This window comes from Glycomyces tenuis DSM 44171 (assembly GCF_000427885.1).
Lineage (GTDB): Bacteria > Actinomycetota > Actinomycetes > Mycobacteriales > Micromonosporaceae > Glycomyces > Glycomyces tenuis.
Map to the genome: position 1 here is coordinate 100257 of NZ_ATYW01000002.1, position 18471 is coordinate 118727.

The 18471-nt window shown below is 73.0% G+C and carries 20 protein-coding genes; 8 read left to right on the forward strand and 12 right to left on the reverse strand.

From position 1 onward, the window contains the following. Window positions 1–72: 72 nt before the first annotated feature. Window positions 73–702, forward strand: coding sequence for a hypothetical protein (locus tag YWW_RS0102985; RefSeq protein WP_026928925.1), 630 nt, complete (start codon window positions 73–75; stop codon window positions 700–702). A gap of 10 nt (window positions 703–712) precedes the next feature. On the opposite strand, the gene YWW_RS0102990 is transcribed toward YWW_RS0102985, so the two are convergent. Next, window positions 713–1363: a hypothetical protein gene (locus YWW_RS0102990; protein ID WP_026928926.1), complete on the reverse strand. Its 651-nt coding sequence runs from the start codon at window positions 1361–1363 to the stop codon at window positions 713–715. Between the two features lie 83 nt (window positions 1364–1446). Here YWW_RS0102990 and YWW_RS0102995 point away from each other — a divergent pair, with 83 nt between their 5' ends. The 3 genes from YWW_RS0102995 to YWW_RS0103005 all read left to right on the forward strand — a co-directional run bounded on the left by YWW_RS0102995 (window position 1447) and on the right by YWW_RS0103005 (window position 5012). Next, window positions 1447–2073: a TetR/AcrR family transcriptional regulator gene (locus tag YWW_RS0102995; protein WP_026928927.1), complete on the forward strand. Its 627-nt coding sequence runs from the start codon at window positions 1447–1449 to the stop codon at window positions 2071–2073. 26 nt (window positions 2074–2099) lie between these two features. Then, window positions 2100–3692 (forward strand): phytoene desaturase family protein, encoded by a 1593-nt coding sequence (locus YWW_RS0103000; RefSeq protein ID WP_026928928.1) that lies wholly within the window; start codon window positions 2100–2102, stop codon window positions 3690–3692. Window positions 3693–3791: 99 nt separating this feature from the next. Continuing rightward, window positions 3792–5012, forward strand: a complete 1221-nt coding sequence (locus YWW_RS0103005) for an AAA family ATPase (protein WP_026928929.1) — start codon at window positions 3792–3794, stop codon at window positions 5010–5012. Here the strand turns inward: YWW_RS0103005 and YWW_RS0103010 are convergent. From YWW_RS0103010 to YWW_RS0103045, 8 genes are all read right to left on the reverse strand, one after another. Beyond that, entirely contained in the window at window positions 4987–6174 is a 1188-nt protein-coding gene (locus YWW_RS0103010) for a B9 domain-containing protein (RefSeq protein ID WP_026928930.1), read from the reverse strand. The two genes, YWW_RS0103005 and YWW_RS0103010, sit on opposite strands and share 26 nt — an antisense overlap. Further along, on the reverse strand, window positions 6161–6553 hold the full coding sequence (locus YWW_RS0103015; protein ID WP_026928931.1) for a YbaB/EbfC family nucleoid-associated protein: 393 nt from the start codon (window positions 6551–6553) through the stop codon (window positions 6161–6163). Before YWW_RS0103015 ends, YWW_RS0103010 begins: the two co-directional genes overlap by 14 nt. Beyond that, on the reverse strand, window positions 6550–6864 hold the full coding sequence (locus YWW_RS0103020; protein ID WP_081687157.1) for a YbaB/EbfC family nucleoid-associated protein: 315 nt from the start codon (window positions 6862–6864) through the stop codon (window positions 6550–6552). Before YWW_RS0103020 ends, YWW_RS0103015 begins: the two co-directional genes overlap by 4 nt. A gap of 41 nt (window positions 6865–6905) precedes the next feature. Beyond that, on the reverse strand, window positions 6906–7556 hold the full coding sequence (locus YWW_RS0103025; protein ID WP_026928933.1) for a response regulator: 651 nt from the start codon (window positions 7554–7556) through the stop codon (window positions 6906–6908). Beyond that, window positions 7549–8805, reverse strand: a complete 1257-nt coding sequence (locus YWW_RS28035; RefSeq protein WP_035697185.1) for a sensor histidine kinase — start codon at window positions 8803–8805, stop codon at window positions 7549–7551. Before YWW_RS28035 ends, YWW_RS0103025 begins: the two co-directional genes overlap by 8 nt. 6 nt (window positions 8806–8811) lie before the next feature. Then, window positions 8812–9546, reverse strand: a complete 735-nt coding sequence (locus YWW_RS0103035; RefSeq protein ID WP_026928934.1) for an ABC transporter permease — start codon at window positions 9544–9546, stop codon at window positions 8812–8814. 10 nt (window positions 9547–9556) lie between these two features. Further along, complete coding sequence (locus YWW_RS0103040; RefSeq protein ID WP_026928935.1) at window positions 9557–10465, reverse strand: ABC transporter ATP-binding protein; 909 nt, start codon at window positions 10463–10465, stop codon at window positions 9557–9559. Window positions 10466–10590: 125 nt separating this feature from the next. Next, entirely contained in the window at window positions 10591–11565 is a 975-nt protein-coding gene (locus YWW_RS0103045) for an alpha/beta hydrolase fold domain-containing protein (RefSeq protein WP_026928936.1), read from the reverse strand. A gap of 73 nt (window positions 11566–11638) precedes the next feature. On the opposite strand from YWW_RS0103045, the gene YWW_RS0103050 reads away from it, so the two are divergent. Beyond that, entirely contained in the window at window positions 11639–12214 is a 576-nt protein-coding gene (locus YWW_RS0103050; RefSeq protein ID WP_026928937.1) for a TetR/AcrR family transcriptional regulator, read from the forward strand. 38 nt (window positions 12215–12252) lie between these two features. On the opposite strand, the gene YWW_RS0103055 is transcribed toward YWW_RS0103050, so the two are convergent. Further along, complete coding sequence (locus YWW_RS0103055; protein ID WP_026928938.1) at window positions 12253–13140, reverse strand: NmrA family NAD(P)-binding protein; 888 nt, start codon at window positions 13138–13140, stop codon at window positions 12253–12255. 106 nt (window positions 13141–13246) lie between these two features. Between YWW_RS0103055 and YWW_RS0103060 the strand changes: the two genes are divergently transcribed. Then, complete coding sequence (locus tag YWW_RS0103060) at window positions 13247–14020, forward strand: TetR/AcrR family transcriptional regulator (RefSeq protein ID WP_026928939.1); 774 nt, start codon at window positions 13247–13249, stop codon at window positions 14018–14020. Window positions 14021–14110: 90 nt separating this feature from the next. On the opposite strand, the gene YWW_RS28040 is transcribed toward YWW_RS0103060, so the two are convergent. Then, window positions 14111–15214 carry a hypothetical protein gene (locus YWW_RS28040; protein WP_051325319.1) on the reverse strand — a complete coding sequence of 368 codons (1104 nt, stop codon included), beginning with the start codon at window positions 15212–15214 and terminating at the stop codon, window positions 14111–14113. Between the two features lie 128 nt (window positions 15215–15342). Between YWW_RS28040 and YWW_RS28045 the strand changes: the two genes are divergently transcribed. Together YWW_RS28045 and YWW_RS0103075 are read left to right on the forward strand one after the other, a co-directional pair. After that, window positions 15343–16518 (forward strand): sensor histidine kinase, encoded by a 1176-nt coding sequence (locus YWW_RS28045; RefSeq protein WP_051325320.1) that lies wholly within the window; start codon window positions 15343–15345, stop codon window positions 16516–16518. A gap of 11 nt (window positions 16519–16529) precedes the next feature. After that, on the forward strand, window positions 16530–17159 hold the full coding sequence (locus YWW_RS0103075; protein ID WP_035697348.1) for a response regulator: 630 nt from the start codon (window positions 16530–16532) through the stop codon (window positions 17157–17159). Here the strand turns inward: YWW_RS0103075 and YWW_RS0103080 are convergent. After that, window positions 17156–18469 (reverse strand): BNR-4 repeat-containing protein, encoded by a 1314-nt coding sequence (locus tag YWW_RS0103080; RefSeq protein ID WP_035697347.1) that lies wholly within the window; start codon window positions 18467–18469, stop codon window positions 17156–17158. The two genes, YWW_RS0103075 and YWW_RS0103080, sit on opposite strands and share 4 nt — an antisense overlap. Between the last annotated feature and the right edge of the window lie 2 nt (window positions 18470–18471).

Below are 18471 nucleotides of genomic sequence, written 5' to 3' on the forward strand. Positions count from 1 at the left end.
CCCGCGCATGGCATCGGCGGCATACGATGTCCGGTGAGACCGCATCGGCGGTGGGCGAGGAGGGCTGCGGACATGAGCGCTAGGCCGCCCTCGACCCGGCGGGGGATCGTCATCGGCCTCACGATCGGCTTCGGCGGCGCGCTCGTCCTGGTGCTCGTCGCGCTGCTGGCGATCGGCGTGCTCGGCGGGCCCACCTCGCTCTTCTCCCCTCCCGAGCATCGGATCTCCATCGATGGCGAGCACCTCTCCGTGGAGCTGACCGTCCCCGGCGACCTCGCCATCGACGAGGTCGCCGCCGGTCCCGACGGCGGCTCCGATCCCGACTGCCGAGGCGTCCGCTACGAGTTCGGCTCCGAGCTGACCGTCGAGGCCTTCGCGGCCGACTGCGCGGCCGACGCCCCGCAGCAGATCATGAACGGCCACCACGGCACCTACCGGACGCTGGCGGACGTGCCCGAGCCGGTCGACACCGAGGAGGTCGCGACCGGGGCCGGGCCGGCCCAGGTCTTCGTCCAGCACTACGAGGAGCACACGAACTTCAGCGACTCGTGGGAGGAGCCGGTCGCCGTCGTCACGCTCGACGATCCGGTGGACGCCGAGTTCCCGACGCTGGTCCTGCGCAGCGACAAGGCCGCGCTCTCGCGGGAGGAGCTCACCGAGATAGCGGCCTCGCTCAACCCGATCGGGCACCGACTGGAGTGAGGCGCCCGCTCTAGGCGCCGAGCAGGGCGACGCCGTACGCGACGATCCAGGCGGCCCATCCGAGCCAGCCGACCAGGCCGAGCAGCCCGAGCCGACCGGTGCCCTCGGCGTTGTACGGGGTGACCGCCGCCGAGGCGAACAGGAATCCGGCGCTGAGGTATCCGAGCCACACGTGCCATCCGGCGATGAACCCGGCTCCGGCGCCGGCGACGGTGAAGCCCAGCACGGCGATGCCCAGGAACGCCTGGTTGAAGCCGAACAGCACGTTGTTCAGGGCCCACAGCCCGGCCACCGAGCCGCGGTCGCGGGCGGCCGCCGAGGCCAGGCCGAAGCGGAGCGCCTCCACGGCCGTGAACGTGGCGTTCTGCATGAGCACGCCCGCGAAGCCCACCAGCGCCCATCCCGCCGTCTCGGCGCCCTCGCCCCACAGCGCCGAGACCAGCCCGGCGGCGAAGAGCGTGGTCAGCACCCACGCGGCCGGAGCGAGCGTCGAAGGCGCCCGCAGCGCCTTGCCGAGCGTCGCGAAGGCGTCGGTCACCTCCTCCAGGTTCTTGCCCGACGTCGGCATCGGGAGCCCGATCCGGGCGTAGACGACGTTGATCACGAGCGCCAGCAGCACGAACCCCATGCCTGCCACGCCCGCCACATCGGTCAGACTCATGGCGACCTCCAAGAATTTGGGTTTACTCACATTATATTGAATATATAGTAGTGCAAGTCAAGTGCGATCGAAGGCAGGAGACCATGGAGAAGCGGACGGGGCAGCGCTCGTACGACTCATTGCGGCGCCGGGCGCAGGCGCACCAGACCCGCGCCGCGATCGCCGACGCCGCCCGTCGGCTGTTCGTCGCCCGCGGCTGGGCGGCGACCACCGTGCGCGAGGTCGCGCGCGAGGCCGGCGTCTCCGTGCCCACGGTCTACGCCGCGTACCGGAACAAGAAGGGCCTGATCCAGGCCCTGGCCGACGCCGCGGACCTCTCGGCCGACCTGCCGCGCATGCTCGACGAGCTGGAGGACTCGGCCGAGCCCGAACGGCACCTGGCGGCGATGGCCGCCTACGACCGCAGGCTGTTCGAGCGCTCGGGCGACCTCATCGCGCTGATCCGGGAGGCGGGCCGCGGCGAACCGGACCTCGCCGCCTTCTACCGCAGCGGGCGCCGGGAGGCCGACCGGACCCGCGTCCAGGTGTTCTCCTCCTGGCCGCCGGGCACGCTCCGCGACGGGCTCGACGTGCCCACCGCCGTCGACGTCTACGCCGCACTGTGCAACATCGACGTCTACACCACGCTCACGCTCGAACGCGACTGGCCGCCCCAGCGGGTCGAGCACTGGTGGAGCGAGGCGCTCGCCCGCGAACTCCTGAACCGCTGAGCCGCCCGCCGTGCTAGGAAGAGGGCATGAGCCCGCGCGAGTCATACGACGCCGTCGTCGTCGGCGGTGGACACAACGGCCTGGTGGCGGCGGCCTACCTCGCCCGCGCCGGCAAGAGCGTCGTCGTACTGGAGCGCTTGGGGCGCACCGGAGGGGCGGCGATCTCCGCCCAGGCGTTCCCCGGTGTGGAGGCGCGGCTGTCGCGGTACTCCTATCTGGTCAGCCTCCTGCCGCGCAAGATCGTCGACGAACTCGGCCTGCGGTTCCGGCTCCGCAAGCGGAGCGTCGCCTCCTACACCCCCGCTGAACGCGGCGGACGGGCGACGGGGCTGCTGGTCACGCGCGACGCGGCCCGGACGCGGGAGTCCTTCGAGCGCTTCACCGGCTCGGACGCCGAATTCGAGGCCTGGCAGGCGTTCTACGGCTCGGCGGCGCACCTGGCCGAGCGGGTCTTCCCGACGCTCACCGAACCCCTGCCCTCGCGGGCCGAGCTGCGCCGCCGCGTCGACGACGACCGCATCTGGAACACCTTCTTCGAGATCCCCCTCGGAGAGACGATCCGCCGCCGCTTCGCCGACGACCTCGTGCGCGGGGTCGTCCTCACCGACGGGCTCATCGGCACCTTCGCCTCGGCCGAGGACGAGGACCTGCGGCAGAACCGCTGCCTCCTCTACCACGTCATCGGCGGCGGGACCGGCGACTGGGACGTGCCCGTCGGCGGCATGGGCGCCCTGACCGACGCGCTGGCCGCCGCGGCGCGCTCGGCGGGCGCGGAGATCCGCACCGGCCACGAGGTCACGGCCATCGCGGCGGACGGCGCACGAGCCGAGGTGCGCTATGCGACCGGCGAGGGCACCGGGACGGTCGGGGCCGCGGCGGTGCTGGTCAACGCCTCTCCAGAAGCCCTGGCCGCACTCCTCGGCGAAACGGACGGCGCACCCCGGGCCGAAGGCTCGCAGTTGAAGGTCAACATGCTCCTCGAACGGCTTCCGAGACTGCGGGACACGGGCGTCGACCCCCGCGAGGCCTTCGCCGGGACCTTCCACGTCTCCGAATCGTTCGAGCAGCTCGAAGCCGCCCACGCCGAAGCGGCGGCCGGGCGGCTGCCGTCCAGGCCGCCGTCCGAGATCTACTGCCACTCCCTGTCCGACCCGTCCATCCTCGGCGACGACCTGGCGCGCCGGGGATACCAGACCCTGACCCTGTTCGGCCTGCACGCGCCCGCGCGGCTGTTCGCAGGCGGCGAGGACGCGAACCGGCGGCGGCGGGCCGAGCTCCTCGACGCCACGATCGCCCAGCTCGACCGGTACCTCGACGAACCCCTGGCCGACTGCCTGGCCGCCGACGGGGACGGGCGGCCGTGCATCGAGGCCAAGACGCCCGTCGACCTCGAACGCGATCTGCGGCTGCCGGGCGGAAACATCTTCCACGGGGACCTGTCGTGGCCGTTCCGGACCGAGGCGGCGAGCGGCCGATGGGGCGTGGAGACCGGCCGCGCCAACGTGTTCCTGTGCGGCGCCGGCGCGGCCCGCGGCGGGGGAGTGAGCGGCATCCCCGGCCACAACGCGGCCATGGCCGTCCTCGAACGCGGACAACGGTTCTCGGACGGGCCGCGGTAGCCCTCCCGAGGGCCGGGCGGCGGCGGAGGGCGTGGCCGCCGAGTGGCGCATGGCCGCTACCGTGGTTCCAGTTCACGCAGGCGATTCAAGGAACTGGGCATGAGTGACCAATGGCAGGGCCACGGCTCCGACATCAACTCCTATCAGACCGAGGAGACCCCGAAATCCGAAGAGAACACGATCAACGCCCTCGGCAACGCCCCGCTCTTCGGGGGCATGCTCAAAGGCTGTTACGAGAACCTCAAGGGCATCGACGAAGGCGACGGCATGGACATCGCCGGCGGGGTCGTCGGCGCCATGGCCAGCGTGGGCGACTTCGGCCTCAAGGTCGCCGACATGCACGGGAAGATGCTCGACCCCACCGGCTCGCCGCTGTCGTGGCTGGGGGCGAACCTCATCATCGACCTGCTGCTGACGTACATCAAACCGCTGGACGACCTCCTCAAGCAGGTGTCCGGTGACGCCGAGGCGATGCAGAAGCAGATCGAGGAGTGGGAGAAGGTCAAGGTGGCCCTCTCCGAGCTCTCCCAGGAGATCGCCACCAAGTCCGCCGAGGCGCTGAAGTCCTGGTCCGGTCAGGCGGCCCAGTCCGCCTCCAGGAGCGTCGCGGCGCTGACCACGACCGTGGACGGCCTCTCGGGGCGGTCCGACTCCATCCAGGCCACGCTCTCGTGGGCCCAGGCCATGGCGAACCTGATCTACGAGGTCATCAAGGGCATCCTCGCCGGGCTCCTGGAGGAGCTCATCATCGCCGGCGTGGCGGCGCTCGCCGCGACGGGACCCTCGTTCGGCGCCTCCTGGAGCGCGTTCCTCCTCTGGGCGGTCAAGGCCATCCTCAAGGCCATCGTGAAGGCGCTCAAGAAGGTCTTCACCACCAAGGCGGGCTTCGACATCCTCGTCGGCGCGCTCAAGGGCGGCGCGGTCAGCGCGACGGCGGGCGGTGCGAAGACGCTCATCGCCGAGGCGTTCGACAGCACCGGCAACGCCGACCAGGTCCAAGCGCAGATCGACGTCGGCCTCGCCACGGACCTCGAGGAGTTCACGACCCAGAAGGCGAACTTCGACACGCAGTCCTCCAACGCCCTCGACATCAAGACCGTGATCGACAACACGGCAGGCGGTGAGATGACCTGGGGCATATGCGGTCTGTTCTTCGAAGGGAGCTACAACGACGAGACCTCGACCTTCGGCGCCGACGTCGAGTTCGTGTCCATCACCTTGAAGGACAGCGGCGACAAGATGTCCGAGATCCGGACGACCTACGAGGACACGGACCGGACGATCGGCGACGACTTCATGGCGATCTGGAACGACCGCTAGCGAAGGCGAGCGTCGGCGTCTCGGCGGCCGCGCTCGCCTCGGCGCCGGAGCCGGTCCAGCGGCGCTCCACCCGGACGGTCAGCTCGACCTCGACGAGGCCGCCCGGCCCGACCGCCACCTCATGCGAAGCGCCGGCCGCTCCGACGGCGGCCTCGATGCGGTGCCTGCCGGGCGGCACCTCGACCGCCCACGTCCCCCAGCCCGGCAGCGGCGCCCGCCCGCCGACCGTCAGGCGCGGCGGCGGCGTGAAGCACTTGGTCTGCGGGAGCAGCGACGCGCCCCCCGTCAGGGGAGCTTCGGGGACGGGGTCGGTCCACTGCCGGAGCCGTTGGCGCACGACGATGAGCGCGCCGGAGGGATCCCGCGGCCGCGCGCCGCTCCCGCCGTGCCACAGGCCGCCGCCGCGATCGCCGAAGGCGAAGGGCGGCCGGTGCAGCAGCGTCGCATTGCGTTCCGCCGCGGCGGCGGCCCTGCCGCTGCGGCGCCTGCCGACGGCCAGGCCCACCGCCGCGCCGACGGCGAGCGCCGGCAGGACGACGGCGGCCGCGATCAAGAGCGGCGAGTCCGGCGGGCCCAGCTGCGCCACGGCCACGCCGGCGACGAAGGCGGCGGCCACCGCCGCCAGGACGGCTCCCCGCCACGGGCCGCCGTCCAGCTCGCTCGGCCAGCCCTCGGGCATGACGCCCGCCGGGCCGAAGCGGCCGTGCAGGGAGACGTCGGCGACCTCGGGCGCGGACTTCCACGAGAAGTAGGGCGCCACGTAGTCCAGTGCGGCGCCTTGCGCGCCGTCGACCGCGACCGAGGTGCAGCAATCGTCCGCGGAGTCCTGGGTCTGCACGGTGACGACGTGCGGTCCCGGCTCGATCGGCAACGCGATCGTCCCGTACCCGGCGGCGACCGGCCTGCCGTCGACGGCGAACACCGGCACGACGGTGTCCCTGCGGTCCTTCCACTTCCGGGCCTGCTCCAGCGAGGTGATCCTGCCGTAGGCGAGCGAGCGGATCCGCAGTTCCCCCGCGCGCGCCGCGACCGGCTCGTTCATCTCCTCGCGGCCGTGGCCCACGGCCGCGCGGCCGTCGAGGGCCTCCATCCGCAGGCCCTTGGCGGGCGCCGGCCACCGGAACCAGGGATTGGACGCGGAGGCCCGGTCAGCCCCGCCCATCGCGCGCCCTCTGGGCCCAGGCGTCCGCGCCGCCCGGCGGGGCGCCGACGTCCATCGACGGCAGGGCCCGCCGGGCCGCCTCCTGCGACCGCTCCGCGTATTCGAGCCGGGCCCGGTCCAGGGTGTCCAGGATGAGGTGGGGGAGGGTGCCCCGCAGGCGGACCGCCCTGGCCTCCAGGTCGACCCGGTCGAGCCCGCCGTCGGTGTCGAGCGTGACGGTCACCATGCCGTCGTCGCTGGTGACCGAGACGGGCTCCCCGAGGACATCGGCCTCGGCCGCCTCCAGCCTGGCGAGTTCGCCCTCCGTCCGCTCCAGGAGCTGTTCGAGGTCGGCGAACACCTCTTCGGGCGTGCGCCTGCCCGCTGTGCCGTCGCTCACGGCCGTTCCCCCTTCGCCATGTCGGCGGCGATCCGGCGGACCCGCTCGTCGGCCCGCGCCGTTCCGTCCTTCATGGTGCGTGTGACGAGCTCGGCCAGTTCCTCGGCCGAGAGCCGGTAGGCCCGGTCGGCTATCGCCAGGTCCTCGAAGGCCCCGCCCGGTCCGGCGATGAGCCGCACCAGCCCTTCGGGGTCCTCCACCGGCACTCGCACCGCCTGGACTTCCTGCTGCATCGCTTCGATTCGTCTTTGGACGTCTTGGAACACGGTTCCTCCGCGCGCTCGGGTACCCGACGCGCACCATGGTCTCATGTTCCCTTCCCGGGCCGGAACAACGGCGAGCGAGGCTCGGGTCAGCGGCCGCGCGGATGCAGCAGGCCTCGCCGGTAGGCCGCGCCCACCGCGGCGGCGCGGTCGTTGACCTCGAGTTTCGCGTAGATGTGCGTCAGGTGGGTCTTGACGGTGGCTTCGCTGATGAACAGCTCGGCGGCGGCCTCGCGGTTGCTGTGGCCCTTCGCGATGAGCGCCAGCACCTCGAGTTCGCGTTCGCTCAGCGGCCCGGCGGCCTCGGCGGCGGGGCGCCGGACCCGCTCCATCAGGACCGACGCGACCGACGGCGCCAGGACCGTCCGGCCCTCGTGGGCGGCGCGTATGGCGCGCCGCAGCTCCTCGGGGGAGGCGTCCTTGAGCAGGTAGCCGCTCGCGCCGGCCTCGATCGCGGGCAGCACGTCCGTGTCGGTGTCGTAGGTGGTCAGCACCAGCACCTTCGAGGCGACGCCCCGCTCGGCGAGCGTCCTGATGGCGGTGACGCCGTCGGTCCCGGGCATGCGCAGGTCCATGAGGACGACGTCCGGCCCGATCGCCGCGGCCCGGTCCACGGCCTCCCGGCCGTCGGCGGCCTCGCCGACGACCTCGATGTCCTCGGTCCGCGCGAACATGCCGCGCAGCCCGTCGCGCACCACGGGGTGGTCGTCGGCGATGAGGAGCCTGATCGGATCAGGCATCGGCCACCGCCGCGGGGACGGCCGGGACGCTGGCGGAGATCACCGTGCCGCGCCCGGACTCGGACTCGATCGACAGGCTCCCGGCGATGCGGCCCACCCGCTGCCGCATCGCGGACAGGCCGTAGCCGTGCTTCGCGCCGGCCTTGGCGCGGCCCGGTTCGAAGCCGAGGCCGTCGTCGCGGACGTCGAGCGCCAACTGGTCCTCCATATAGGTGAGCGTGATGCCGACGCGGCCCGCCTCGGCGTGCTTGGCGACGTTCGTCAGCGCCTCCTGGGCGATGCGCAGCAGCGTCACCTCGACTTCAGGGTGCATCGGCTTGGCCTCCCCCGAGGTGGACACCTCGACCGGCACCTCGTGGGACTGCGACCACCTCGCCGACAGCTCCTCCAGTGCCTCGGACAGCTGGGAGGTCTCCAGCGTCGGCGGCCCGATGGCCCGGACGGTCCGCCTGGCCTCGGCGAGGCTGTCGCGGGCCAGATCCGCGGCGCTGTCGAGGTGGCGGCGGCGCTCGGTCTCGTCGCCGCTGCTGTCGGCGGCGTGGAGCTGCGCGATGATGCCCGCGAGCCCCTGCGCCACCGTGTCGTGGATGTCCCGGGCCATCCGCTGGCGCTCGTCGAGGACGCCGGCCTCCCTGGCCTGGGCGAGCAGCTGCATGTGGAGTCCGGCGTTCTCCTCCAGGGCGAGCTCGCGGGCCTTGAGCGCCTCATGGCGTTCGGCGTTGAGCCGCTCCATCTTCTCGGTGAGCTGGAAGCCCCAGCTGATCGCGACGGTCTGGACCGCGACGACGATGAGGTAGATCGTCACGTTCTCGACACTGACCTCGCCGATGATGGGGGAGTTGACCACGACGGCCGCCGCCCCCAGCCCGAGCGGCAGCATCCACGCCGGCCGGAGCAGGCCGGCGTGGAAGAACCCGGTGACGATGAAGACGAAGTAGAGCATGTCGCGGCTCACCAGCACGGCGCCGAGCGCGATCATCACGAAGAAGTAGACCGCCATCCGCGTCGGGGAGGCGTCCTCCTTCGACGGGATGCGGGTGAACATGGCGTACACCCATGCGGCGGTGACGGCGACGAGGCCGAGCGTGACGAGATGCGAACGGAGCGGCGGCTCGGAGACCAGCAGGCTCAACGCGGCGCTGAAAGCCAGGGTCGCGTACGGCATCCACTCGATGGTCCGGCCGTAGAGGCGGTCGAGGCTGGAGTGCCGCTCCGCGATCTCGTCAGCGGTCCGCGACTTCTGCTCCATGATCCGTCACTCCCATTTGAACAGCCGGGCCGAGAGCGCTCCGACCACCAGCGCGGTCGCGCCCATGACGAGCAGCTGCACTGCTGAGGGGGCGGTGCCGCTCCAACTGTCGAGGAGCGCCTGCACCCCCGGCGGCGTGTAGTCGCCGATGGTGGCGACCGCCTCCGGCAGCATGAACCTCGGCAGGTACACGCCGCCGAAGAACATGATGAGCATGAAGATCACCATCGCGACGCCGGTGGCCGTCCTGCCGGTCGGGGCCACCGCCGCCACCAGCATACCGAGCGAGAAGACCGCGGCCATGCCGAGGACGAAGGCGATCGCGAAGCCCAGCGGGTGCTCCGGCATCGGCACGTCGTAGGCGATCCGGGCGACCGCCATGAGGAGCAGGGCGGAGACGAGGGCCGCCACGAGGTTGACGAGCAGTTGCGCGAACAGGAGCTTGCCAGGGTGCACCGGCGTGGTCCGCATGCGCCGCAGCACGCCCCGTTCCCGGTATGTCGCCATGATCACCGGCAGGTTCGTCAGGCCGATCACCCCCACGGACACGACCAGCAGGGACGGCGCGAAGTAGTCGATGAAGCGGACGCCGCCGAAGTCCTCGGAGGATTCCCGTAGCTCGGGGATGATGCCGAGTGCGATCAGGACGACGGTGGGCAGCGTGAGGCCGAGGATCAGCGACGTGCGATCGCGGGCGTACAGCCGGGCCTCGGTCTGGATCAGTTTCGCGAGTGATGACATCAGAGGTCTCCTAGTGCTCGAGGGACTTGCCGGTGATGGCGACGAAGGCGTCGTCGAGGCTGAGCTGCTCGACGCGCAGCTCGGCGGCGACGATGTGGTGGCGCGCCAGGACGGAGGTGACCGCCTGGAGCAGGTTGCCGCGCCCGGTGACCACCACTTGCGGGCCGCTGCGGGCGATCTCGGCGACCTCGGGCAGCTCGAGCAGCAGCGCGTCGGGGAACGGCGCCGAAGGGCGGAAGCGGACGCGCTGCTCGTCGCTGACGCCGGCGGTGAGCCCGCCGGGGGTGTCGAGGGCGACGACCTTGCCGGAGTCGATGATGGCGAGCCGGTCGCAGAGCCGCTCGGCCTCGTCCATGAAGTGGGTGACGAGGATGATCGTGACCCCCGAGTCGCGGACCTGCTCGATGAGGTCCCAGGTGTCGCGCCGCGCCTGCGGGTCCAGGCCGGTGGTGAGTTCGTCGAGCACGGCCACCCGCGGGGCGCCGACCAGCGCCAGCGCGATCGAGAGGCGCTGCTGCTGCCCGCCGGAGAGCTTGCCGAAGGGCGTCTTGCGCTTGGCGCCCAGGCCGAGCGAGTCGATGAGCCGGTTCGGGTCGGCGCGCCGCCGGTAGAAGGACCCGTAGAGGTCCAGGGCCTCGTCGACGCGGAGCTTGTCGGGCAGTCGGCTCTCCTGGAGCTGGCTGCCGAGGATCTGCTTGAGCTCCGGGCCGTCCTTCTCGGGGTCGAGCCCCATGACCGAGATCGAGCCGGAGTCGCGCTCGCGCAGGCCCTCGATGCATTCGACGGTGGTGGTCTTGCCCGCGCCGTTGGGGCCGAGGATTCCGAAGATCTCCCCTTCCTCCACTGTGAACGAGACGCCGTCGACGGCCCTGAAGCTGCCGTAGCTCTTGACCAGGTCTCTGACTTCTATGAACGCCATGTCGGCCTCCCTGCTTCGTGTGGATTCCACACTCGCAGGGCGGGCGGGCGGCGGCATCGCTCGAAGGTCGGAGGAAGCGGTTGATCCCGCCGGTCAACCGATCGGCGGATGCGGGTCCGGAGGCGCTACCCGAGCCGCTCGCGCAGGAAGCCGACGATCCGGTCCCGCGCGGCCCTGGCCTGCGGCACCAGGCCCGGCATGCTGATGAAGGCGTGCCCGGCCCGCGGGTGCTCGCTCAGACGCGCGGGCGTCCCGGCCTCGTTCAGCCGCTCGGCGTACACGCGCCCGTGGTCGGCGATCGGATCGAGCACCGGCACCACCACCAGCGCCGGAGGCAGCCCGCTCAGGTCCTCGGCGTACAGCGGCGACACCGCTCCGGCGTCCGCGCCCTCCGGGACGGCCAGCCGCCGGAACAGCTCCAAGCGCTCCGCGGTCAGCGTCGGGCTGTCGGCGTGCTCGCTCACCGAGGCGTAGTCGAGCGCCGTCGACGTCAGGTCGACGCACGGGTTGACCAGCACCTGCGCCCGCAGCGGCAGCGCGGCGTCCCGCGCCCGGATCGCGGCCAGAGCCGCGATCAGGGCCCCGGCGCTCTCGCCGAAGACGGCGGCCCGCGCCGGATCGACGCCCCATTCCCCGGCGTGCTTCACGATGTGGCGCAGCACGTCCCAGCCGTCGTCGACGGCCGCCGACATCGGGACGTCGAAGGAGACGAGCCGGTGCTCGACCGAGACGACCACGGCGGGCAGCCGGGCCGCGACGTGGCTGGCGACCCAGTCGCACTGCGCGGCCGTGCCCGCGAATCCGCCGCCGTGCACGTGGACCACGAGCGGCAGCGCGCCGCCGCTCCGGCGCGGCGGCCGGTGGACCCGCACCGGGACCGCCCGGTCGGGCAGCTCCACCCGCCGCCAGTCGATCGCGACCCCGCGGGCCGGGAATCCGATGAACGGCCGCATCACGCCGGAGGCCGCCAGGCGGTTCTGCGCCTCACTGGCGGCGGCCAGCTCCTCGGGCGTCACCGTCGACGGGTCCGGTTCCCTCCGCAGCCCGTACAGCAGCCGGACGCCCAGCGGCGGCCGCTGGGCGCGAGTGGTGGCGCTCATGGCTCCTCCTTCATCAGGGTTTCGCTACTCCAAGTATCGATACCGAAGGTAGCATAATTGCTATCGTGGTGCCATGCCTCGAGCGAGCACGCCCGCCAGACGACCCGGACGCCCCCGCGCCAGCATCGACGCCGCCGTCTTCGCCGCGACGCTGAACACGGTCCGGGAGCTCGGCTACGCGGGCGCGACGATGGACCGCATCGCCGCGGCGGCCGGGGTCGCGAAGACGACGATCTACCGCCGGTGGCTCTCCAAGGGAGCGCTGATCGTGGACTGCCTCCTCGACGCCTTCGGCCCGCTCCCACTGGAAGGCGACGACCGCGAGGCGATCCTGTCCTCGGCGATCCGCTGGGGCGCGGCGAAGATCGGCGAGCCCGGCGTCGGCGCGGCCTTCGCGGGCGTGTTCACCGACGCCGTCAACGACCCCGCCCTCAGGCGGCTCCTCGCCGAACGGTTCCAGGCCCCCTACCTGCGCGCGCTCAAGGAGGCCGTCGACGAGCCGGAGCGCCGCCTCCTGTTCGTCATCGACGTCGTCGTCGGCACGCTGCTCCACCGCATGGGCATGACCGGAGCGCCGATGGCCGAGGCCGACGTCGACGACCTGGTCGAGATGGTCACGCGCGAACTGCGGGCGCCGCACCCCGAGTGAGGGACCGGGCCGCGACCGAACCGCCGCCGCCCCCGGCCTCAGCGCCGTCCGATCGCGTCCGCGCCGCCCTCCGCCAGCCAGTCCTCCAGCGTCCGCAGGCCCGGGTGGAGCCGCCGCAGGGCCGGGATGTCGGCCTTCCAGGCGTGCCCGGCCTCGTGCAGCTCCCAGGTCTGGACGATCTCCTCGCCGAGCGCCTTCGCCTCCTCGGCGGTGACGCGCTCATAGCGCACCTCCGCGCCGATCGCCGCGCCGACCGCCGCGGCGGCCTCGACCGGCGTCGGGGCGTCGCCGGCCAGTTCGAGCGTCTCGCCGTCGTAGCGGTCGGGGTCGGCGAAGGCCAGGGCGGCGAAGACCGCGATGTCGGCGACGGCGATGACCTGCATCGGCCGGTCGGCGCGGAACAGGTGCCGGTGGACGCCGCCGTGGATGCCGTCCACCGGCGTGTCGGTGAACAGGTAGTTCTCCATGAACCTGACCGGGCGCAGCACGGTGTGCCGCATGCCGCTGCCCCGCAGCGCCGCCTCGATGCGCTCCTTGCCGGCGGTGCCGGGGATCGTCGGCCCCGTCGTGGTGGCGATCGAGGTGAAGACGACGTGCTCGACGCCCGCGCCGCGCGCCGCCTCGATCAGCCGCTCGCCGCGCTCGGCCTCGAGGTCGACGTCCCAGCCGTCCGGCCGGAAAGCGGCGGGCGGGACCGCGAAGACGCCGCCGACGCCCGCCACGGCGTCCGCCAGCGTCTCGGGGCGGTCGAAGTCGGCGCGCACCAGCGCGGCACCGGCCTCCGCCAGCGCGCGGGCCGCCGCGCTCGCCGGGTCGCGCACCATCGCGCGGACCGCCCGGCCCTCGTCCAGCAGCCGCCTCGCGGTGGCGCCGCCCTGCTTGCCGGTGGCGCCGGTGACCAGGATGGGCTTGTCGTGAGCAGTCATGTCGTCCTCTTCCTTGACGCGGATAGAATCGGGTCGGCTGACCCGCTTCGCCACGCTAGAACCCGCTGCCGGGCCCATCAAGCCCGCGGACGAGAGGATTCGTAACGTGCCCGTCCAAGACGCCTCCGAACGCTCGCGCGCCGACGCGCGCCGCAACCGGGCCAGAGTCCTCGACGCCGCGCGCCGGGCCTTCGCCCGGGAAGGCGCCGCCGTGTCGCTGGGGGAGATCGCCCGCCGCGCCGGCGTGGGCGCCGGCACGGTCTACCGGCACTTCCCGACCAAGGAGTCCCTGTTCGAAGCGGTCATGTCGCAGCGGATCGAGGGCCTGGTGCGCCTGGCCGAGACCTACGGCGACGCCGAGGACCCCGGAGCGGCGTTCTTCGACTTCGTCACGAAGGTGATCACCTCGGCGCCGGACAACAAGCTCCTGTGCGAGCTGCTCGACGCCGAGGACGGCTGGCCCCGCGCGGCCCTGCTGAGCTCGGGCCGCCGCTTCGAGGCCGCGCTGCGGTCCCTGCTGGCGGCCGCCCAGCGCGACGGCGCGGTCCGGCCCGAGCTCGACGAGGCCGACGTGCAGCTGCTGTTCACCGGCTGCGTCGCCATGCAGCGCCTGCAGAAGGACCCGAGCCGCCTCGCGCCGATGACCGCCCTCGCGATCGCGGCGCTGCGGCCGGGCGAGGCGGTGACGAATCCCGCGAACGACCGCAAGATCCGTGACGAATCAGCCGGCGCGGCCGAGAACCGTAACGCCGCTCGTCCGGTCTGCGGCGCCTGCGGCAGGCCGCTCGCGACGGCCGGGCCCGGCCGCCCCGCCCGCTATTGCAGTGCGGCGTGCCGCCAGCGGGCCTACCGCAGGCGGCGCGGCGCGGCGGCGAAGTGATGCCGGCCCGGCCTGGTGGCCCAGGTGGACGGAACCACCGTGGCGGTGATTGCCTTCGGCATCGCCGACGACCGAGTCGGGCACGTCCGGTCAGCGCGCAACCCCGACGAACTCCGACCCTGGACGGGCGACTGAGGCGCCGCCCCGGCCGCACTCGCGGCAGGCGCCGCGCCGCCGCCGGTGGTAGGCCATGGCCGCGATGAACAGCGCCACGCCCCAGACCGCCCAGAACACCTCCGGGAGGGTGAGCGGCCAGGTGCTCGCCGTGACGCCGTCGATGGCCACCAGGCGGATGTACATGCCCGCCGCCGAGGTGATCAGCACCGACACCAGCACCGCCGGGACCACGGCCAGCATCGGCGGCACGCGCCGCCCCCGCAGGCCGATCATCCAGCGCGGGAACACCTCGCCCCAGCGCTGGACCAGGCCGAGCGTGAGCACCGCGCCCAGCGCCCCGAAGGTCCCGAGCGCCGCCCCCGCGAACCACAGGCCCGTCTCCTGCCCCTCGCGGTAGTACTCGGGGTCGATGCCGAGGCTGAAGCCCAGCGCCCACGCCCACCTGGTGGCGCAGTAGAGCATCGGCGCCGCGAAGGCGATCCACGTCGCGCGCCCGCCCCACCGGTCCAGCAGCGAGGGCCGGTCGTCCTCGCCGCGCCCGCAAGTGACGCAGCTCCCGGTGACCTTGCGCCGGTAGGCGACGGCGGTGAGCGCCCACGCGACGCCCGCCAGCAGGCACACCAGCAGGTTCACCCGCGGCATGAGGTACAGGTCCCCCCACGAGAACGCCTCGTTCCAGTCGGTGAACGGCTTGACGATGATCATGATCGGCGTGTAGGCGACCACGAGCAGGGTGCGGTAGTCCTGGATGAGGACGGTGAGGCCGACCGCGATCGTCCAGGCGAACGCGGGCAGCAGCCACCGGGCCGGGCCCTTGGCGCAGCCGCGCGCCATGAGCACCGCGGCGACGGCCCCCGCCGCCCCGAGCGCGGCGATGACCGGCCCGGCCGCCTCGGGAGTCGCGTGCCCCAGCAACGAGACCTTGAGGGCCATGTCGCGTTCTGCCATGAGCTCGGCGTCGCCGGTCCCGAACGGGAATCCGCCGCCGCCGAGCGTCCAGTGGAGACCGAGGGCGCCGTAGGCGAGCGTCCATGCGGCCGTTGCGTAACCGATCCATCGGTGCCATGTGCTTCTCATGGCTCAAGTCTCGGATCGGCCGCTCCCGAAGACCATGTGCCGATCGGCGGGTTCGGTGCCCCCGCGCCCCGGCCGCATAGGCCGATCGGCACATCGCGCCCGCGCCCGGCGGCGCTTAAGCTCGGTACGTGATCGGACGGCGGCTGGCAGCGGCGGCGGGGACGCTCGCCCTCCTCATCGGGGCGGTGCGTCTGCCCGCCGACCCGGCCCCGCTCATGGCCGGGGCGATCGCCGCCGGCCTCGCGGTCGCGGTGGTCCTCGCGGCCGGGCCGAGCGGCCCCGGGCTCGTGCCCCTCGCGGTGGCGGCGGCCGGTGCGGTCTCGATCGCGCTGACCGCGCTGGTGCGGCTCGGCGGCTCCGATCCCGCCGCCGAGCCCGACGCCGTCACCGGCCTGTGGATCCTGCTGGAACCGGCGATGCTCATGGTCCTGGTCTACGCCCCGGTGCGGTGGTCCCCGCCGCGCGCCGCCGCGTGGTCGGCGTCGACGGCCGCCTTGGCGATGGCCCTGATCGTGCAGCGCATGCCGATCGACGGCCACTTCCTGGCCCACCTGGCCGGAAGCGCCCTGTGGCTGGTCCCGGCCCTGGTCGCCGGGGCCGTGGCGTGGTATCTGCGCTGGAGCGCCGCCGAACGGGAGCGGACCGCGGACGCGGCCCGCCGGGAGCACCGGCTGCGCCTGGCCGGCGAGTTGCACGACTTCGTCGCCCACGACGTGAGCGAGATCGTCGCCCGCGCCCAAGCGGGGCGTGCGGTCCTGGCCGCCGGAGAGCCGAAGCTGGCGAAGCTGCTGGAGCAGATCGAGACCGCCGGGATCCGCGCCCTGGAGTCGATGGACCGCACCGTCCACATGCTCCGCGACGACGACGGCGACGCGGCCCGCGCCCCCGTCGCCGGACTGGACGACATCGACGAGCTCGCGCGGCGCTTCACCGAGTCCGAACGGCTCGACGTCACCGTCGACCGGCGCCTGAGCGGCCCGGTCGGCCGCGAGAGCGCCGCGGTCGCCCACCGCGCGGTGGTCGAGGCGCTGACCAACGTGCGGCGCCACGCCCGCTCGGCCACGAAGGTCGCGATCGAACTGAGCGACGCCGCGGGCCGCCTCCGCGTCTCGGTCGCCGACGACGGCCGCGGTGGCACCGGAGCCGGAGCGCGATCGTCCACCGGCATGGGCCTGGCGGCCATGGCCGAACGAGCGGCGAGCCTCGGCGGCACCGTGGACGCCGGTGCCGGGCCGGGCGGCGGCTGGCGCGTGACGGTCGAGCTGCCGCTGCCCGCCCGCACCGAAGAGGAGACCGCGCCGTGATCCGGATCCTGATGGCCGACGACCAGGACGGCGTCCGCGAGGCGTTCCGGATGGTGCTGGACGCCCAGCCGGACATGCGGGTGGTGGCCGAGGCCGCCGACGGGCGCAGCGCCCTCGACCAGGCGCGGCTGCTGCGGCCCGACGTGGTGCTGGCCGACATCCGCATGCCGGTCCTCGACGGCCTGGAGCTGACCCGCGCGCTGGCCGGCCCCGGCGCCGCCGATCCCGTGCGGGTCATCGTGGTGACCACCTTCGACCTCGACGAGTACGTCCACACGGCGCTGCGGGAAGGAGCCTGCGGCTACCTGCTGAAGCGCTCGGGGCCCACCCTGCTGGTCGAGGCCGTCCGGGCCGCGATGTCGGGCGACACGCTGATCAGCCCGCAGATCACGGTCAGGCTGCTGCGCACGCTGATGCCGCCCGCGCCGCCGCCGAGCGCGGCGGCGCCGCTCAGCGGCCGCGAACTGGAGGTCGTCAGGCTCGTCGCCCGCGGCCTGACCAACGGCGAGATCGCGTCCGAGCTGTTCATCAGCGCCGGGACGGTGAAGAACCATCTGGCGAACATCCAGCGCAAACTCGGCGTCGCCAACCGGGTCGGCATCGCCGCCTGGGCCTGGTCCACCGGACAGGCGCCGCGCTAGCGGGGCAGATCGAGGAGGACGACCTCGCAGTCGTAGTGCTGGGAGGCGGTCATCGTGCCGCGGAACCACAGCAGCGGGATCCGTCCCGCGTCGCCGGGCGCCACGATCGGCCGCAGGTTCTCGACCTCGGAGCCCTCGGTGACCGCACTCCACTTCCACGTCGCCCCTTCGTCGGCGGTGCGGGCGCGGAAGATCTCGTGGTGCGCCAGCGCGGACCCGTCGCGGGGGTCGACCGACGTGGAGACGTAGACCGAGTCCAGGTCGTAGGGGTCGATCGCGGCCAGGCCCGTGTAGTCCTCCTCGTGCGGCATCAGGCCGGGCCCGGCCTGGGCGAGCGGGTGCACGGTCCACTCCCCGCCGGGAGCCATGCGCGCGTAGAAGAACCGCAGGTCCGGCACGGGCCGCTCGCGGAAGAAGCGCTCCTCGGGGTCGACGCCGGCGCGGGCGGTGAGGACCGCGGCGACGCTCCCGTCCCCGCCTCGGCGGAGGTCGGTGGTCCAGCAGTGGGAGATGCGCATGCCCTCCCACACCGAGCCGGCCGCGAGCACGGTCGTCAGGTGCTCCTGCGAACGCGCCTCGCCTTCGAGCGCCGCCGGGTCGAGCACGCTGCCGTCGCTGCGGTGGAGCGCGCCGCCTTCCAGGTAGCCGTGGTAGATCGAGTTGTCGAAGTCGCGCGGGTGGTGGTCGGTGGTGACCAGGTCGATCCGGTCCCCGTCCCCCGCGTAGCGGGTGTAGCCGTTGACGTAGCCGACCTTCGGCCTGGTGAAGAGCTTCCCCGCGTAAGCCCACGTGTCGCCCTCGTCGTCGGAGACCAGCGCGCACTGGTCGTCGTTGACGGCCCTGGCGAAGCAGTAGAGCCGCCCGCCCGCGGCGCGGAGGTTGGAGTAGGTGACGCCGCGGCCCTCGGTCAGGCCGCTCCAGTCGAACACGCGCTCCTCGCCCCACCTGGTCGGGTCGCCCGGTTCGCTGATCCGCCAGCGCGTCAGGTCGTCGGTCTTGTGCCTGGTGTACACGGCCAGCCAGCGGCCGTCCGAGCGCCGCCACAGCGCCGGCACGTCGTGGTCGTCGACCTCGAGCCGCTCGTGCAGGACGACGACCGTGCCGGTGCCCTCGCGCAGGTCCACGACCGTCAGCTCCACGTTGCCCGAGCGCGCCTCGCCGCCCGGCCCCTCCGCCGCCGCGATCGAGCCGACGACGAGCGTCTGCGACTCGGCGTCGACGATCGCGCGCTCGTCCTGGAACCAGCACCAGGCGCCGTTGTCGTTGATCACGCGCGGCCGGGCCGCGTCGCTTCGGTCTGATTGGTCCATGG

Bases quoted from the DNA above. Each gene is read 5' to 3' on its own strand.
- YWW_RS0103005 (WP_026928929.1), top strand. From the start codon at position 3,792: ATGAGTGACCAATGGCAGGGCCACGGCTCCGACATCAACTCCTATCAG.
- YWW_RS0103055 (WP_026928938.1), bottom strand. From the start codon at position 13,140: ATGACTGCTCACGACAAGCCCATCCTGGTCACCGGCGCCACCGGCAAG.
- YWW_RS0103075 (WP_035697348.1), top strand. From the start codon at position 16,530: ATGGCCGACGACCAGGACGGCGTCCGCGAGGCGTTCCGGATGGTGCTG.
- YWW_RS0103045 (WP_026928936.1), bottom strand. From the start codon at position 11,565: ATGAGCGCCACCACTCGCGCCCAGCGGCCGCCGCTGGGCGTCCGGCTG.
- YWW_RS0103025 (WP_026928933.1), bottom strand. From the start codon at position 7,556: ATGCCTGATCCGATCAGGCTCCTCATCGCCGACGACCACCCCGTGGTG.
- YWW_RS28040 (WP_051325319.1), bottom strand. From the start codon at position 15,214: ATGAGAAGCACATGGCACCGATGGATCGGTTACGCAACGGCCGCATGG.
- YWW_RS0103000 (WP_026928928.1), top strand. From the start codon at position 2,100: ATGAGCCCGCGCGAGTCATACGACGCCGTCGTCGTCGGCGGTGGACAC.
- YWW_RS0102985 (WP_026928925.1), top strand. From the start codon at position 73: ATGAGCGCTAGGCCGCCCTCGACCCGGCGGGGGATCGTCATCGGCCTC.
- YWW_RS28035 (WP_035697185.1), bottom strand. From the start codon at position 8,805: ATGGAGCAGAAGTCGCGGACCGCTGACGAGATCGCGGAGCGGCACTCC.
- YWW_RS0102995 (WP_026928927.1), top strand. From the start codon at position 1,447: ATGGAGAAGCGGACGGGGCAGCGCTCGTACGACTCATTGCGGCGCCGG.
- YWW_RS0103010 (WP_026928930.1), bottom strand. From the start codon at position 6,174: ATGGGCGGGGCTGACCGGGCCTCCGCGTCCAATCCCTGGTTCCGGTGG.
- YWW_RS0103035 (WP_026928934.1), bottom strand. From the start codon at position 9,546: ATGTCATCACTCGCGAAACTGATCCAGACCGAGGCCCGGCTGTACGCC.
- YWW_RS0102990 (WP_026928926.1), bottom strand. From the start codon at position 1,363: ATGAGTCTGACCGATGTGGCGGGCGTGGCAGGCATGGGGTTCGTGCTG.
- YWW_RS0103050 (WP_026928937.1), top strand. From the start codon at position 11,639: ATGCCTCGAGCGAGCACGCCCGCCAGACGACCCGGACGCCCCCGCGCC.
- YWW_RS0103080 (WP_035697347.1), bottom strand. From the start codon at position 18,469: ATGGACCAATCAGACCGAAGCGACGCGGCCCGGCCGCGCGTGATCAAC.
- YWW_RS0103020 (WP_081687157.1), bottom strand. From the start codon at position 6,864: ATGAGACCATGGTGCGCGTCGGGTACCCGAGCGCGCGGAGGAACCGTG.
- YWW_RS0103040 (WP_026928935.1), bottom strand. From the start codon at position 10,465: ATGGCGTTCATAGAAGTCAGAGACCTGGTCAAGAGCTACGGCAGCTTC.